The sequence below is a fragment of the Gordonia sputi NBRC 100414 genome (assembly GCF_000248055.1).
Taxonomy (GTDB): Bacteria; Actinomycetota; Actinomycetes; order Mycobacteriales; family Mycobacteriaceae; genus Gordonia; species Gordonia sputi.
Genome location: NZ_BAFC01000045.1, coordinates 85,202 through 100,602, shown reverse-complemented (window position 1 = coordinate 100,602; position 15,401 = coordinate 85,202). Strand labels below are relative to the sequence as shown.

The following is a 15,401-nucleotide window of genomic DNA, read 5'->3' as shown; positions in this document are numbered from 1 at the left end:
CTGGCGCATGTCTTCGCGCCCGTGATTCACCTGCTGATCGCGATCATCGTCTACTCCGCGGCCCGAACGATCGGATCGTCGACTCGAGTGGCGATCACGGCGGCCTTCTGCGCGGAGATGGTGAACTGGGTTGCGCAGGACTACTTCTCGCCGCAGGCCTGGACCCTGGTCATCGCCTACGGACTCCTCGCCATGCTGATCGCCTCACGGCATCACCGGCAGGCGGGCATTCTTGCCATCATCCCGTTCGCCGCGATCGTCCCCACACATCAACTCACACCGTTCTGGGCACTTGCGGCGGCAGTAGCGCTCGTCATCTTCCGTCAGGCGCGCCCGTGGTGGGCGGTCGCGGCGATGATCGGTATCACGGGTGCGTACCTGGCACTCAACTTCGAAGCCGTTGCCCCGTACGGAATCCTGTCCGGCGGCAATCCGGTCAGCAACGCAACCAGCAACGTGACCGCTGCCGGAGTGCCCGCGAATGAGATCACGTCGCTCGTATGTCGAGCGCTGTCGGCAGGCGTGCTGCTGCTCGCCGCGCTCTCCGCGGTGGTGGGCTGGAAACACAAGCGGCCGTACGTGATCGCGTGTGCGATCGTCGCCTTCTCGCCTCTCGCGCTGCTTCTCGGCCAGAGCTACGGCGGCGAGGCGATCTTCCGCGTGTACCTGTACTCGCTGTTCGGCTGCGGACTGCTCGTCGCACCGCATATTGTTGCGGCTCTTGACGGTTTCGGTGCCGGTCGACGCCGCGCCCTCGTCGCATGGGCGGGCGCACTCGCTGTCGTCGCTGCGGCGCTGGCAGGCGCCTACTCGTATTTCGCGCTGTGGCCGACCGTGGTCGAGACCAGGGCGCAGGTCGAGGCGATCGACCGCATCACCGCCGACGCACCTCCCGGCACGCGGATCATCATGCTGTACGGGGCGGGACTGCCTGCACGAATCAACGACAACTACGCCCCGTTGACACTTGCCAATCCGTATTTCGACTATCCACTCTCCTACGAGTTGGCCGACACGCGAGGCACTTTCCCGACAGCGGAGCAACTCGGTTGGCTCGAGTGGAAGGTCGGCGAGACCGATAAGCCGACGATCGTCGCCTTCACCACGCAATCGCGACGTGTCATCGAGTACTACGGCGAATACCGTCCCGGTGCACCGGCCGAGTTCGAGCAGATCATGCGCGAGACCCCTGGCTGGCGAACGGTCTGCCTGACCCAAGCACAACATCGCTTCACCCGAACAAAAACGGGGCGTTCCGCGGAACGCCCCGTTTTTGTTCTTCCGTTGTCCAGGACCCGAAGTGGCGGGCGGTCTCTAGCGCGGCGCCGCCTTCGGATCATGTTCCAGCACAAGGGTGTCGGGATTCTCGTGAGGTTGCTGCGCCCGTGGATTCGGCAACTCTCGTGGGAGCCGACCTCCTTGATCGACAGGCCACTGCGTGCCATCCGCACATTGATGACGGTCTCGATCTCGAAGCCGTCTCCCCACTGAGCTTCTGCCAGCGTGGTGTCCGGCAGATCGAGAACAGCTACGTGATGACGCCAGAAAGCGTTGTAGCCGTAGCAGAGATCGGCAAAGGTGGTGTGGAAGATCCGGTTGACGAGAAAGTTCAGACCCTTGTTTCCCAGACGGCGGAATGTCGTGATGTCGTCACTGCCACCGCCATGGGAGAACCTGCTCCCCTTGGCCAAATCGGCTCCGCTGACGAGAGTTTCGACGAATCGAGGGATCTCGGCCGGGTCGGTCGAGCCGTCGGCGTCGATCATCACGATGATGTCGCACGTCGCGGCCGCGAAACCACATGCCAGTGCGTTGCCCTTGCCCGCGCGGGTCTGCGGAATGATCACCGCATCGGGCCAGAGCCTGCGCGCCACATCCATGGTGTCGTCGACCGAGTTCCCGTCGACGACGACGATCTCATCGACCGTGGGCATACGTTCGGCGACGTACGGCAGGTTCAGCGCCTCGTTGCGAGCGGGAATCACCACCGTCACGGTCGGCTCCCGCGACGCTTCCGAGCCGTCGCCATCAGGCGTTCCCGGCTCGAATTCGTGTTCAAACTCGGTCATTTCGTCGTCTACCGCGCGCGGAGTCTCCCCGTTGAACGTGTCGGTCACCGATCTCCCCTTCGTATGAGGTCGTGGTCGTCATCGCGGTATCGGCACCAGACCGCATTCCGGTCTCCCGGCTCGCCCAACCGTACTAGATAAGGGTAGGCTTACGAAACCTGAAGAGGAAGATAGTCGGTGCGACCGTGCTCACAGTGGCCACCCGATCCTCCGACCGGACTACATGAGGCTGAACAGGGGAGAATTGTGAGAACGTCTGCCGCAGGGCACCATTCGACTCGAACTCAGGTCGCGATCATCGGCGCAGGCCCCGCGGGGCTCACGCTGGCGCACATGCTCGCCGGCCAGGGGATCGACGCCGTGGTGCTCGAACGTCAGACCGAGGGCCACGTTCGCTCGCGTGTGCGTGCAGGTGTCATCGAGAATTCGACCGTCGACGTTCTCACCGAACTCGGGGTGGCCGAACGGCTCCATCGTGAGGCGTTGGTACACAAGGGGTTCTATATCCGCCTCGATCGCACCACACACCACCTCGACTTCCATCGGCTGTCTTCGCGCAACGCCTACGTCTACGGGCAGGCCGAGATCGTCGCCGACCTCATCGACGGACTCCGTGTGATCGGACGCGAACCCGTCTTCTCCGCCGACGACGTATCCATACACGATTTCGAGGGCAGCGCACCGTCGGTCGAGTTCACCGTCGACGGTGTCCGGCACCACGTCGACGCCGACGTGATCGCGGCGTGCGACGGCTTCCACGGCGTCGGGCGCGCGACGGTGGCGCCGTACGTCGAAACCCTTGAACGCACGTATCCGTTTGCCTGGCTGGGCATTCTGGCGCACTCCACACCGGTCACCGAGGAGGGCATGTACTGCGCCCACCCGGACGGACTGTCGGTCCACAGCATGCGTGGACCACACTTGAGCCGACAGTATCTCCAGGTCCCCGCCGACACCCGCCTCTCGGACTGGAGCGACGAGGCGATCTGGACCGAACTCGCCCGACGTAGCGCCAGTGACGATCATCCGCCGCTGGAAACCGGCGAGATCATCGATCGCAGCCTGGCACCCCTGCGCAGTGTGGTGACGCAGCCCATGCAGCTCGGTTCGCTGTTCCTGCTCGGCGACGCCGCACACATCGTTCCTCCGACGGGCGCAAAGGGACTCAATCTCGCCGTCTCGGACGCGTGTGTCCTCTCCCACGCCCTCGGCGCGTTCTACGCCACGGGAAAGCGTGAAGAGCTCGACGCCTACACCGCCCGCGCGCTTCCCAGAATCTGGCAGGCGCAATCGTTCTCGTGGAACCTCACGTCCCTTCTGCACCGCTTCTCCGACGATCCGTTCGACTGGGAGCTGCGTCGCGCACGCCTACAGCGATGGGTGTCGTCCGAGGACGAGCAGCGCGCGCTGGGCGAGGTCTACCTCGGGCTTCCGTTCCCCACTCCGTGGAATTTCACATGAACAAGGTCGTCGCGAGCCGCGACGGGTTCGTCGAGTTTGATCCCGAACAGGTTGCGCAGCAACGTCATCGAATCTCGCATGGTCACCGGCTCGGACACCCGGGTTCCGTCAGAGCTGGTGGTCACCAGGCGGTAGCCCGTTTCCCCGCGTCGCGACGTGAGGGTGTAGCGACTCCCGCCGTCGTCGCGGGTACAGATCACCGACCCAGTAAAGCGCGACGACGCGTCGGTACTGTGCCAGCGCGCCATACCGGCGAACTCGCCGAGTTCACGTGGTACGCCGTCGAGCACGTATCCACCGCCGCCACTGGCGATCTTCCAGGGTGCCCGGGTCGTCGAGATCAACCCGCGCGGTGACCATCTCGCCACCGAAGCCCACGTCGACGAGGTGGCGCGCGGACCCCGACCCGACCACGATCGCCATGTGCCCCAACGGCAGTCCGAGTCCCGCCTCGGTGCGTACCTGCGCACCGATGGGTTGCGCCTGCACCCCGAGCTCACGAAGCGCCAAGAGCAGAACGCCGTTGAGCTCGTAGCAGATCCCTCCGCGACGACCGGTGATCAGCTTGTCGACGATCGCCCCCGGAGAGACGTCGACGACGAGTCCGCGATGAATGTCGAGGTTCTCGAACGGTATTGCCCGATGCTGCGCACAGGCGAGGGAATCGACCGCAGCGACATCGAGCTCGGCGGTGTCGTGGTCGGCGAGCAACGAGGGCCGCTCACCGATACCGATGCGCGCCAGGTAGGCGTCCGTCGGAAATCTCACACTCAGCTTGGTCACAGCAGAAAGGATAGGCTACCCTCAGCTTGATCAACGGGGGTGGTCCACCACTCGCTACGTGATCTGTCATCAGGATCGGAGTTCGGAGCATGCACGACCGCCACGGCGACAGACGGGAAACCCTGTCCGGCAGAGCCCTTCGCATGGCACGTCTGTTCTCGTCGCCTTCGCGACGCGCGCTGGTCGTGCCGATCGACCATTCGGTGACGATCGGCCCGCTCGGACGCGCAGACCACGCCGATACGACCGCAGCGATGCTCGCGGACGCCGGCGCCGATGCGCTCATCGTCCACAAGGGCAGAGCGAAAACCATCGATCCGCGCCGGTTCACCGCTCTCGGCCTGATCGTGCACCTCTCGGCCGGGACGAGCCTCGCACAGGACTCCACCGGCAAGGTGCTCGTGGGTTCGGTCGACGAGTGCCTCGGACTCGGCGCCGACGCGGTGAGCGTTCACGTGAACGTCTCCTCGGATACCGAACCCGAACAACTCGCCGACCTCGGTCGGGTCGCCCGCGAATGCGATCGCCTCGGAATGCCGCTGCTGGCAATGATGTACGCGCGCGGAGCGACCACCTCACCGGCTTCGACGTCGGCGCAGACTTTGGCACACCTGGCCGCGATCGCGACCGACCTCGGAGCCGACATCGTCAAACTCGACTACGCGGGCAGCACCGAGGCCATGGATCAGGTCGTCGACTCATGCCCGCTACCCATCCTCGTCGCGGGCGGCCCCTCCGCCGCGTCCGACGACGCAGCCGTCGAACTCGGCTGCCGCGTCGCACAATCCCGCGTTGCAGGTCTCAGTTTCGGACGTCAGATCTTCGACGCCGACGACCCGGCGCAGGTGGCGGGCGCACTTGCCGCCCACCTTCACGACCACGATCCCCGCGCGCTCGCGTTGGCCTGATCGCGAACCAGCCCCTCCCCCTTCACCATCGAGGTAGATTCACATGAGCAACAGCACTGACATCGTGACCGACGACATCACACCCCTCGGCGTCGATCGCGACAGTTCGTCGACCACTGCAGCGCAGTCGGATTCCGGCCGTGAGCATTTCGCCTGGGTCGACCTACGCACAGTTCCCGCGGGCACCGTCGACGCCATGGTGCAGGCGGCCATTCATCAGCGCATCGACGGCATCATCTCCGCCGACATCGACCTCCTCGACGGCCTGCCGCCCACCGTGCGTCGGATCTACGCACCGGGCCACTCGAGCGATGAGATCTCAGAAGGCCAGATCTCGGCCGACATCGTGTTGGTTGCCCACGGCGACTCCGAAGAAGCCGCTCCGGGTGCGGAAACCGCTGTGCACGTTGTCGTTTCCGACGCAGATACGCTGCGCGACGCCTGTGAGACCGTGCGGCGCGCTCCCTGGACACTGCTGACCTTCACCGACCCCACCAAGATCCCCCTCGAGATCGTGATCGCAGCGGCGGAGAACTCCGGCGGCCGCACCGTGACCGTCGTCAACGACATCGAGGACGCCGAGATCGTGAAGCTGGTGCTCGAACACGGCTCCGACGGGCTGCTGCTCGCCCCGCAGAGCGTCGACGACATCGCAACGCTCGCCGACGTCATCCGCCCGTCTGCCGACCGCATCGAACTCACCGAGCTGACCGTCACCAAGGTCGAGCACATCGGCATGGGCGAACGTGCATGCATCGACACCTGCTCGCTGCTCGCACAGGACGAGGGATGTCTGATCGGTTCGTTCTCGACCGGAATGTTTCTGTCCTGCAGCGAAACCCACCCGCTGCCGTACATGCCGACCCGTCCGTTCCGGTGGAACGCCGGTGCCGTGCACTCCTACGTTCTCGTGCCCGACAACCGCACGCGCTACGTCAGCGAACTCGCTGCCGGACAGCCGATCCTCGCGGTGCGCAGCAACGGTGACGTCCGCGAGGTGCGCATTGGGAGAGTCAAGATCGAGCGCCGCCCGCTGATCTCGGTCAGCGCGACCGCACCCGACGGCCGCACCATCAACGTGATCGCACAGGACGACTGGCATGTGCGCCTCCTCGGCCCCGGCGGATCGGTGAACAACGTGACCGACCTGGTGCCCGGCGATCGCCTTCTCGGTTACGCGCCTACCGAATCACGTCACGTCGGATTGCCGATCACCGAGTTCTGTGACGAACGATGAGTGGCCCCGACGTCCTGTGGTACATCAACCCCACCGACGGCGACGTCCCGTGGGAGCCCGAACACCGCTTTGCCCCGACGTTCGACGCACTCCGGCAGCAGGCCCGCACCCTTGACCGGCTCGGCTTCTACGGCGCGCTGACCACTGCGCGCGAGGCGATTTCACTCGTCGGCGACACCGAACAGCTTCGCTTCCTCATTCCCGAGTACCCCGGCGTCAAGCCTCCGGTGCTGATGGCCGAGGAAGCCCAGGTGTTCGACCAGTACTCCGGCGGTAGGTTGATCTACAACCAGGTCAACGGCGCCGATCCGGTCTTGCACCGGTACGGCAGGTTCGAGTCGAAGGCCGACCGCTACCGGATGTCGGCCGAGTTCTGGACCCAGGTCAAGCGTCTCTATCTCGACGACACCGAGGCGTTCCAGGGCGAATTCTTCTCGTACGGACCGCGATACAAGCCCGCAATCCCCGGCACCCGGCAACCGGGAGGCGTTCAGGTCTGGGGCACCGGTGCGTCAACCGAGGGCATCGCGCACGCGGCGGAGGTCCTCGACGTCTACCTGTCGTTCATGTCGGAACCCAGCTCTCTCACAACGCTTTTCGACCGCGTCCGGACGGCCGCAGCCGAGCGGGGCCGATCGCTACGTTTCGGTGTGCTCGCGAGCGTGATCGTCCGCGAGACCGAAGAACAAGCGTGGGAACGCTTCTCCGAACAGCTCGCGCACACTCGACCGGAGACGGTTCTGGCCACCGCCGATCGCAATCTGCGCAGCTTCGGCTACCCGGGTCTCGACGGGATCACCAGCGAGAACCCGCAGGTTCAAGGCCGGATCGACGCTCTGCGCGCGGGCCGGATTCCGGGCAGGGAACTGCTGGAGTTCGCACCGAACATGGCTGCGGGACTGACGACGTGGACCGCCGCGGAGCCACCGTTCGACATCGCGGGCAAGGGCACCGGCACCTACTTCGTCGGCAGCGCCGAGAATGTGGCGGCGGCGATGTCGTCGGTCGCGGAGCGCGCGGGCATCGACATCTGGATTCTGTCGGGGTGGCCGCTGGCCCGCGAGGCCGAGATCACCGCAGAGCTCTTGCTGCCGCTACTGGCGACCGACCGCAGCACGCGACTGGTCGACGCCGCTTCTGCCCGGTGACCACCACGCAGAAGCGGGGCCTGGGCCCTCGACGCCTGAACCTCTTCCGCGACGACAACACCGGCGTCGGGATCAACATCGTCGCGGTGATGACGTCCAGTGTCGCCACCGGCGCACTGGGTTTCGTGTTCTGGACGATCGCGGCGCGCGGATACTCGACGGCGGAGGTCGGCAGGGCGTCGGCCATCATCACCTCCGCGACGTTGATGGCGACCCTGTCGAATCTGAGTCTCGGCAGTCTGTACGAACGGTTCCTTCCGATCGCCGGGTCCAAGGCGCACCGCCTGATCACGATCGGCCGCTCCGTCATCATCGTGACAGCAGTGCTGTTCGGACTCGGCTTCGTCGTACTCGGCCCTCGCGACGCGTTGTTCACCTCGTCGGCGGAACCGTGGCTGTACCCCGTCATCGTTGCGGTACTCGGCGTTTTCGCCGTGCAGGACCAGTTGCTGATCGGCCTCGGCCGCTCGCGCACCGTCGCGCTCAAGAACGTCACGCAATCAACAATCAAGCTGATACTCGTCGCGCTGCTGATCCCATTCGCGTCGGGTTCAGCCATCGTCGCCGCCTGGGTGATCCCCGCCGCTGTCATCGCATGCTGGATCGGAGTGAGCGCCGTACGCCCTACCGCGCGCGCGATGACGGGCCCCGGAACGCTTCCCGGGCGCGGTGAGATCGCACACTTCTACGCAGGCTCGCTCGCGATGACAGCGGTGGGAGTGGTTGTGCCGCTCGTTGTTCCACTGGTCATCGTGGCTCAGCTGGGCACCGAGATGAACGCGTACTTCTCGGTCTGCTGGCTGGTCATCAGCACGGCGGCCATCCTGCTCAACGCCACCTGCGCGCCGTTCGTGTCGGCCTCGGCGGAGCCCGACGTCGATTTGCGGGCAACCACACTGCGTTTCATCGCACTGTGTGGCGGCGCGGCAGTCGTCGGTTGCCTACTGCTGATCGCGCTGGCACCGTGGATTCTCTCGATCATGGGCCCGCAGTACGCCCGTGAGGGGACAGATCTCATCCGCCTGATGGCGCTGACCCTGCCGACTGTGGCGTTCGTGGTGATCTACGGCGGCCTCGCGCGGGTACAGCGCAAGCTGAAACTCGCTGTGGCGACACAGATCGTCTTCGGCGTGGTCGTCGTCTGCGGTATCGCCGCGGCGGCCGATCGATGGGGCATCATCGGCGTCGCCTACGTCTACCTGGTGGCCGACGTCGCCGTCGTGCTCTTCCTCCTCGTACCCGGTATCCGACTGATCCGCCAAGCCCTCGATCCGAAGACCACACTCGCATCGTTCACCGGAGCCGTCAGATGACCACTTCTACCGACGCCACCCCCGACGACACTGCCCCCGGTGACCCCGCCGAGGTTCACTCGGTGCGCACCGCGATCATCGCAGGCGCACAACGCTTCACCGACCGTCCGGCCATCCGTATGGCGGGGCAGAGCCTGACGTACGGCCAACTCGTCGAGCGAGCCACGTCGGCCGCGGCGTCGATCACCGCACGTGCCGGTGGATCGTCGAATCCGGTTGTCGTGCAGGTGTGGTTGTCGCCCGACGCGGTCGCGCTGGTTCTCGGCGTGTTTCTCTCCGGACATCCGATCGTCGCCCTGGACCCGCACCTGCCGGCCGAACGTGTCTCGACGATCCTCGCCGAGTTGAAGACGCACGGACGCCCTGCCGATGTCATGATCGCCGACGCCGCGCACCTCGACGCCGCTCGCGCCGTCGCTGCCGCCCACGGTCTTCCGGTGACCGACCTCGCCGCGATCACGACCCAGGGCGCCGCAGGCGGCGGAACAACCACGGGTCTCGACAACCCCGATGACCTCACGAGCATCCAGTTCACATCCGGCTCGACGGGCACTCCCAAGGGCGTGCTGCACCCGAATGGCATGTGGCTCTGCGATTCCGAGCTGATGCGCACCGGATTCTCGATCACCCCGGGACGTCGCGTCGCGCTGTGTCTTCCGATCAGCTTCGGTGCCGGACTCAACGTCTTGATCGGATCGCTGATCAACGGTGCCGACATCACCGCCGTCGACCCGCGTGACCGCACCGCAGGCGCGATACTCGACGCACTCGCCGAGTGCGCCGCAGAGATCACCTTTCTCACTCCGGCACTGCTGCGTGCGCTGACGAGCTCGCGCGAGTCGACCGGCCACCCGGCGTGGGCATCGTTGCGCCGCATCATCACCACCGGCGAGGCACTGACGTCCGACGTCGCGCTGGCCGCGCTGTCACACGCTCCCGAGGCAACGGTGACGAACTGGGTGGGATCGTCGGAGACGTCGGCGCTGGCCTACTTCGATCTCCGCGCGGGAGAACACGTATCCCCCGGTGCGCTTCCCGCAGGTGTTCTCGCCCCGCACAAGTCGGTCACCATCGCCGACGACGGTCGCGTCGTCGTGTCGTCGCGCCACCTCGCACTCGGATACCTCGATCCGGCCGCCGACGAGGGCCGCTTCTCCCGCGACACCGACGGCGTGCTCAGCTTCCGCACCGGCGACCGCGGAACCTGGGACGGCACCACGCTCATTCTCACCGGCCGCATCGACGACGCCGTGAAGATCAGGGGCTATCTGGTCGAACCCGCGGAGGTGCACCGCGCGATCATGTCCGACGGCGACCTCGCCGAAGCCGCGGTCATCGCACGGTCGGAGCCCGATTCCGGCCGCACCGAACTGCTCGCCTACGTCGCGCCTGTCCCCGGGGGCCGCACCCCTCCGGCAGCCGAGATCCGCACGAGGCTGCGAGAACGACTGCCCGAGTGGATGATTCCCGCACACGTCGTCGAACTCGCTGCCCTCCCGAGAACTGCGCGCGGCAAGATCGACCGAGCCGCACTGCCCGCACCGACCCGACACATCGACCCACCCGTCGGCGACCTCGAGACATCGGTGGCGGAGATCTGGGCCGAGGCCCTCGGACTCGACGAGGTCGGACGTGACGAGAACATCTACGCACTCGGCGCCGACTCGCTGACGGTCGCCCAGATTCTCGTCGGCCTCACCCGACGTCTCGGCGTTGCACTCACCCAGGCCGACGCCGCGTCGGCACCGACCGTCGCGACGATGGCGCACACGCTCGACGCACGCCTACGACCAGATTCGGTTGCCAGTAAGGGTGATTCACTCGCTCCGACGACGGTGCCGCTGCGTAGCGGCAACGGGCAGACGGTGTTCTGCTTCGCGGGAGCTGGCGCGTCGGCGCTGGTGTTTGTCGCGCTCGCCGACCACCTCGCCCGCGACGAACGGATCGGATCGATCTACGGATTCCAACCGCACGGCCTGGAGAATCGCGGATTCCCCGACTGGACTGTCGGGATGGCTGCACGCAGGCATCTGCGCGATCTGCGTCGCCTTCAACCGAGCGGACCCTATGTGCTGCTTGGTCATTCACTGGGTGGATTGATCGCGCTCGAGGTCGCTCGTCGACTCCTCCGTGCGGGCGAGCAGGTCGCGCTCGTCATGACACTCGACACCTTCGTCCCCCAGCAGACAGCTCGTGCTGTCGGCTCGACGGCGCAGACTCCCGCGACCGCCGAGAGCGACCAGCGTCCCCAACTGTCGGGCGTGCGATTGTCTCGATCACAGTTGTGGCGCAACCGAATCCAGTTGCTACGTGCCGGATTTTTGACCGATCAGCCCGTCGAGTCGGCACGTGCCATGGAGCAGGTCGGTTGGCGCGTCGGCCGATTCCACCGCCCCGCGCCGTATCACGGCCGAGTGCTTGTGGTACTCGGCGCGGACAACAACCACGACGAGCGGGTCTGGACCGATCAGCTCACCCCGGGCGACATCACGATCACCCGGGTTCAGGCCGATCACATGTCGATTGTGCGCGAGCCGCACATCACCGAGGTGGTGGGGCACTTCCTCGACGCGCTGCCCTGACAGATCACCTGTGCCGCAGCATATTCGCGTAGCGCTGCGGCGCGGTCAGCATCGCGACGGCGAAGACGGCAGAGCGTATCTCGCCCGTGGCGAGCAGCGGCAGCACATCCCGACGCGACACGCGAGCACGGGCGATGCGCAGCAGTTCGTCTGTCACCGGGCCTGCGCCACCGTCGTGCTCTGCGCGCATCGCCATGTGCGCCGCGGGGATCAGAACCTCGCGGTACACGAAAGATCGTGCAGTCGAACGCCATTGCCTCGTGTCGGGAACGGTGTCGAGCATCTCGAGCACCTCGTCACCCATCTCGAAGATCGCGCGTGTGTCGGACGTGACGCGGTGCGATACCGAATCGTCGCGAAGTCGGTACCGGTACAACGCCTCTGGCACCGTCGCCACCGTGCGCGAGTCCAGCGCCACCCGCGCGATGGCCGATAGATCCTCGTACGCCCGACGTGTGCCCCACGGATCGTCGCCGAGAACGTCACGGCGGAACAGCTTTCCGCTGGCGTACGACCGCGCCTTGCTGCGCAACAAGAGGCCTGCGTACTCGTCGCCCGTGAGTGCGCCGGCCGACAGCACCGGAGTGAGCGCCCCCGTCGGCACCCCGATCTCGTCGACGAATCGTGTTGTGCACGTGGCGAAATCCGCGTCGTTGCGGAGTAGTTCGTCGAGCATTCTGGTCGTGAACGCCGCGTCGGCGATGTCGTCGCTGTCGAAGAACCAGATGACGTTTCCCGACGCCGCCGCGAGTCCCGCGTTGCGTGCAGGCCCGACGCCACTGTTCTGTGGCATACGCACGACCCGATACGCGACCTCGCCTGCCGCGAGCACCTTTTCGGCTCGTTCGATGGAATCGTCACCCCCGCGATCGTCGACGAGCACGATCTCGTCGACCGGAGCCTGCTGGTTGAGTACCGAGCGCACACAGGCCTCGATGTAGGCGGCGCTGCGATAGACCGGCACGACAACAGACACCGACACGTCGTGCATCGTCAGTCGGGTCCGGCTTGTGGCGGATTGATACATCGCGAGATGCGCTCCCCTCAGAATCACTCCGCGTAAGGGTAGCCTAACAGTGATACCGTGCGCCTGTCGGGCACCGTCGCGGACGAGGTCAGGGCCTGACCGTGGCGATCACGCCGTCGTGGTCGGAACCCGGTAGCTCGACTCGACGGAAGCTCGTCGGCACCGGACCTCCGCGCGTCATCACCCGATCGAGAGCGAGCACCGGCGGGAAGTGCCTGTTGGCGGGATACGTTGCGACGATCCCCGCCCCGAGGTGATCGGCGGCATCGACGAGTCCCGGCGGAGTGGCGAGCAACCTCCGAAAGCGCGCGTGGTCGTAGGTCGAGTTGAAGTCGGCGCCGAGGATCAGCGGGAGTCGCTCCTCACCCAGCGTCGACGACAGCAGATCGACCTCGTACGCCCACCGCCACGCGGGCTCCGGCCACGGCGGAATGGGATGCAGTGCGTATATGGCTCGACGCCCGACACCGGGCAGGTCGACGACGGCCCGCAGATTGGCCATCGCCATCTTGCCGATCCGGAATTCGTCGGTCAACGGGTAGCGCGAGTAGATTCCGGCGCCGCCCCCGCCCCGTCTCGGAACCCCGAACCGATACGGCAGAGCACCGGCGATTCCGGCGGCGTCGAGCTTGCCGATCGCGTCGTCGGTGAGTTCGACGACGGTCGCGATGTCGACGCGATTGTCGCGGATCTCCCGCACCACCGACGCGGCGTCGGCCTGTCCGAGGTAGATGTTCGCCTGCAGGACCGTGATGTCCGACGCTGCGCGCGCCTCGTCGGTTCCGATGAAAAGTGGTACCTGCGTACCGATCCCGATGGCGACGACGACTGCAGCGACGATCGCACACATCCACGCCCTCGATGCGAGCAACACGACCAGGCCGACAATGCCGATCACGATCAAGACCGGAGTACCCGCGGCCAACCGTGCCCAGGTGTTGCTGACGAACGGAACAGCGTGCGCGACCACCCCGAGCAGACCGACCGCGGCCAGCAGGCAACCGGTGATCGTCAGCGCCAGGCGCAGTCGACTCGACCCTGCCGTTTCCGAGTCAGCCGTACGCGACGTCGACGGCGTATCGGGCAAACCCGAGCCTCTCGTAGGTGTGTAGTGCCGCGGTGTTGTCGCCTTCGACGTAGAGCATCACCGTCCCGATCCGACGGTCGGCAAAGTAGTGAAGCCCGGCCAGCGTGAGCATGCGGCCGAGGCCGCGGCCCTGAGCCGCCGGGTCGACCCCGACGATGTAGACCTCGCCGAGACCGGCGTCCTGCTGCTTGGTCCAGTGGAAGCCGAGCAGCGTCGTCGGGTCGTCGACGTCGTAGGCGAGGAACAGTCCGGCCGGGTCGAACCACTCGGACGATGTCCGTTCGGTGATCTGTGCCGACGACCATCCGCCCTGCTCCGGGTGCCACGCGAACGCGGCGTTGTTGACCCGCAGGATCTCCGCGTCGTCGGCGGGCCCGGCGTAGGTGCGCAGCTCGATCGACGGGTCGACGACCAGCGGTGGTAGATCAGACCCGTCGGCTGCGACGTCGCGGCGTAGTTGCAGCAGCTCCCGCTGCTTGTGCAGACCCATGCTCGCCGCGAGCGCCTGCGCGCCGGGCAGATCGCCGTGCGCCCACGCGCGGGGCGTCGGGCCGTCGGGATTCGAGACAGCACGCGCGTCGTCGAATGCGACGTCGAACAGTGCCTTGCCGTGCCCGCGGCGTCGTAGTGCCGGGTCGACGACTCCCTCGATCATCGAGGGCTCCCCGTCGCGGCCGGGTGTGATGTTGGCGTAGCCGGCCGTCGAGACGACGTGACGCACGCCCGATTCCGCGTGAGATCCGGCGGCGTCGTCGATGGACAGGACGGCCTGCTCGGACAGCGGGGCGACTCCGTCGGCGCTGGTCGCGTCGGCCACCAGGCGGCGGGCGTGTGTAACACCGGCGGCGTCGAGTCGATCGGTGACGATCGGAGTGTCTCCGATCGCGTCAGCTTCCGCTGGCACTGAACTCCTCACCGATTCCCGAGGTGTCGAACGAGTCGCTCGCAGACGTGGCGTCCTCGTTCACGTCCCCGTCATCGAGGTCGTCATCGAGATCTGCACCGTCAGCAATATCGCCGCCGGCAATGTCGTCATCGGAAATGTCATCGTCGGAAATGTCATCGTCGACCGGGTAGTCGCTGGCAGCTCCTGAGCCGGCACCGCGACCGCGCGTGGGACGTACGGCCTTGTATCCGACGTTGCGCACGGTCCCGATGAGCGACTCGTGCTCGCTGCCGAGTTTGGCGCGCAGGCGCCGGACGTGGACGTCGACGGTCCGCGTGCCGCCGAAGAAGTCGTAACCCCACACCTCTTGCAGCAGTTGCGCGCGGGTGAATACCCTGCCCGCGTTCTGCGCCAGGTACTTGAGGAGTTCGAACTCCTTGTAGGTGAGGTCGAGCGGGCGCCCCCGCAGTCGAGCGGTGTACGTGCCCTCATCGATCACGAGTTCGCCAAGCGTGACCTTGCCCGACGCTTCTTCGGTGCCCACCCCGCGGGTGCGAACGACGAGGAGTCGAAGCCGCGCGTCGAGTTCGGCGGGTCCGGTCGCCGGAAGGAGGAATTCGTCGAGACCCCAGTCGGCGTTGACGGCGACGAGCCCGCCTTCGGTCAATACCGCCGCGACCGGAACGGCAGAGCCGGTGCTGCCGAGCAATCTGCACAATCCGCGTGCTGCGGCGAGGTCGGTTCTGGCGTCGACGATGGCGATATCAGCGTTACTGGCCTCCATCAGCGACGACACCTCGGTGGGTGCCACACGGACCGTGTGCGCGAGCAGCGACAGGGATGGCAGCACCGCCTCCGGACTCGGATCGGCTGTCAATAACAAGAGATCCACGTGATACT

Annotated in this window: 13 protein-coding genes; 6 read left to right on the top strand and 7 right to left on the bottom strand. The window is 66.1% G+C overall.

Going from position 1 to position 15,401, the window contains the following annotated elements; genetic code table 11:
- Positions 1 to 1,130 precede the first annotated feature (1,130 nt).
- Complete coding sequence (locus tag GOSPT_RS23070) at positions 1,131 to 2,069, bottom strand: glycosyltransferase family 2 protein (protein WP_082933763.1); 939 nt, start codon at positions 2,067 to 2,069, stop codon at positions 1,131 to 1,133.
- A gap of 246 nt (positions 2,070 to 2,315) precedes the next feature.
- On the opposite strand from GOSPT_RS23070, the gene GOSPT_RS06335 reads away from it, so the two are divergent.
- Entirely contained in the window at positions 2,316 to 3,530 is a 1,215-nt protein-coding gene (locus tag GOSPT_RS06335) for a 4-hydroxybenzoate 3-monooxygenase (RefSeq protein WP_005204246.1), read from the top strand.
- Here GOSPT_RS06335 and GOSPT_RS24530 read toward each other — a convergent pair.
- Both GOSPT_RS24530 and GOSPT_RS24525 read right to left on the bottom strand, forming a co-directional pair.
- The gene (locus tag GOSPT_RS24530) at positions 3,488 to 3,820 is read right to left on the bottom strand and encodes an arylamine N-acetyltransferase (RefSeq protein ID WP_005204243.1); all 333 of its coding nucleotides are present in this window, start codon (positions 3,818 to 3,820) and stop codon (positions 3,488 to 3,490) included. The two genes, GOSPT_RS06335 and GOSPT_RS24530, sit on opposite strands and share 43 nt — an antisense overlap.
- Positions 3,798 to 4,313, bottom strand: a complete 516-nt coding sequence (locus tag GOSPT_RS24525; protein WP_005204242.1) for an arylamine N-acetyltransferase family protein — start codon at positions 4,311 to 4,313, stop codon at positions 3,798 to 3,800. Before GOSPT_RS24525 ends, GOSPT_RS24530 begins: the two co-directional genes overlap by 23 nt.
- Before the next feature lie 89 nt (positions 4,314 to 4,402).
- On the opposite strand from GOSPT_RS24525, the gene GOSPT_RS06325 reads away from it, so the two are divergent.
- From GOSPT_RS06325 to GOSPT_RS06305, 5 genes are read left to right on the top strand one after another with little or no spacing between them, the layout of a single operon-like run.
- Complete coding sequence (locus tag GOSPT_RS06325) at positions 4,403 to 5,221, top strand: 2-amino-3,7-dideoxy-D-threo-hept-6-ulosonate synthase (RefSeq protein ID WP_005204240.1); 819 nt, start codon at positions 4,403 to 4,405, stop codon at positions 5,219 to 5,221.
- A 43-nt stretch (positions 5,222 to 5,264) separates the two neighbouring features.
- Positions 5,265 to 6,458 carry a 3-dehydroquinate synthase II family protein gene (locus tag GOSPT_RS06320; RefSeq protein ID WP_005204239.1) on the top strand — a complete coding sequence of 398 codons (1,194 nt, stop codon included), beginning with the start codon at positions 5,265 to 5,267 and terminating at the stop codon, positions 6,456 to 6,458.
- Positions 6,455 to 7,606 carry an LLM class flavin-dependent oxidoreductase gene (locus GOSPT_RS06315; RefSeq protein ID WP_005204237.1) on the top strand — a complete coding sequence of 384 codons (1,152 nt, stop codon included), beginning with the start codon at positions 6,455 to 6,457 and terminating at the stop codon, positions 7,604 to 7,606. Before GOSPT_RS06320 ends, GOSPT_RS06315 begins: the two co-directional genes overlap by 4 nt.
- Complete coding sequence (locus GOSPT_RS06310; protein ID WP_005204233.1) at positions 7,603 to 8,919, top strand: lipopolysaccharide biosynthesis protein; 1,317 nt, start codon at positions 7,603 to 7,605, stop codon at positions 8,917 to 8,919. Before GOSPT_RS06315 ends, GOSPT_RS06310 begins: the two co-directional genes overlap by 4 nt.
- On the top strand, positions 8,916 to 11,501 hold the full coding sequence (locus tag GOSPT_RS06305) for an AMP-binding protein (protein ID WP_005204231.1): 2,586 nt from the start codon (positions 8,916 to 8,918) through the stop codon (positions 11,499 to 11,501). The genes GOSPT_RS06310 and GOSPT_RS06305 overlap by 4 nt, the downstream gene beginning before the upstream one ends.
- A 4-nt stretch (positions 11,502 to 11,505) precedes the next feature.
- Here the strand turns inward: GOSPT_RS06305 and GOSPT_RS06300 are convergent, their stop codons facing one another.
- The 4 genes from GOSPT_RS06300 to GOSPT_RS06285 form a co-directional block, all read right to left on the bottom strand.
- Positions 11,506 to 12,528: a glycosyltransferase family 2 protein gene (locus GOSPT_RS06300; protein WP_051993756.1), complete on the bottom strand. Its 1,023-nt coding sequence runs from the start codon at positions 12,526 to 12,528 to the stop codon at positions 11,506 to 11,508.
- 88 nt (positions 12,529 to 12,616) lie between these two features.
- On the bottom strand, positions 12,617 to 13,615 hold the full coding sequence (locus GOSPT_RS06295) for an endonuclease/exonuclease/phosphatase family protein (RefSeq protein ID WP_005204227.1): 999 nt from the start codon (positions 13,613 to 13,615) through the stop codon (positions 12,617 to 12,619).
- Positions 13,581 to 14,519 (bottom strand): mycothiol synthase, encoded by a 939-nt coding sequence (gene mshD / locus GOSPT_RS06290; protein ID WP_005204225.1) that lies wholly within the window; start codon positions 14,517 to 14,519, stop codon positions 13,581 to 13,583. The genes GOSPT_RS06295 and mshD overlap by 35 nt, the downstream gene beginning before the upstream one ends.
- A complete protein-coding gene (locus GOSPT_RS06285; RefSeq protein WP_005204223.1) occupies positions 14,503 to 15,393 on the bottom strand; it encodes a winged helix-turn-helix transcriptional regulator in 891 nt (296 codons plus the stop codon). Before GOSPT_RS06285 ends, mshD begins: the two co-directional genes overlap by 17 nt.
- Positions 15,394 to 15,401: the final 8 nt, after the last annotated feature.

What these genes read in the sequence shown, in the direction of transcription:
- GOSPT_RS23070 (WP_082933763.1), bottom strand. Translation starts at nt 2,069, where the DNA reads ATGACCGAGTTTGAACACGAATTCGAGCCGGGAACGCCTGATGGCGAC.
- GOSPT_RS06300 (WP_051993756.1), bottom strand. Translation starts at nt 12,528, where the DNA reads ATGTATCAATCCGCCACAAGCCGGACCCGACTGACGATGCACGACGTG.
- GOSPT_RS06325 (WP_005204240.1), top strand. Translation starts at nt 4,403, where the DNA reads ATGCACGACCGCCACGGCGACAGACGGGAAACCCTGTCCGGCAGAGCC.
- GOSPT_RS06305 (WP_005204231.1), top strand. Translation starts at nt 8,916, where the DNA reads ATGACCACTTCTACCGACGCCACCCCCGACGACACTGCCCCCGGTGAC.
- GOSPT_RS06320 (WP_005204239.1), top strand. Translation starts at nt 5,265, where the DNA reads ATGAGCAACAGCACTGACATCGTGACCGACGACATCACACCCCTCGGC.
- GOSPT_RS06315 (WP_005204237.1), top strand. Translation starts at nt 6,455, where the DNA reads ATGAGTGGCCCCGACGTCCTGTGGTACATCAACCCCACCGACGGCGAC.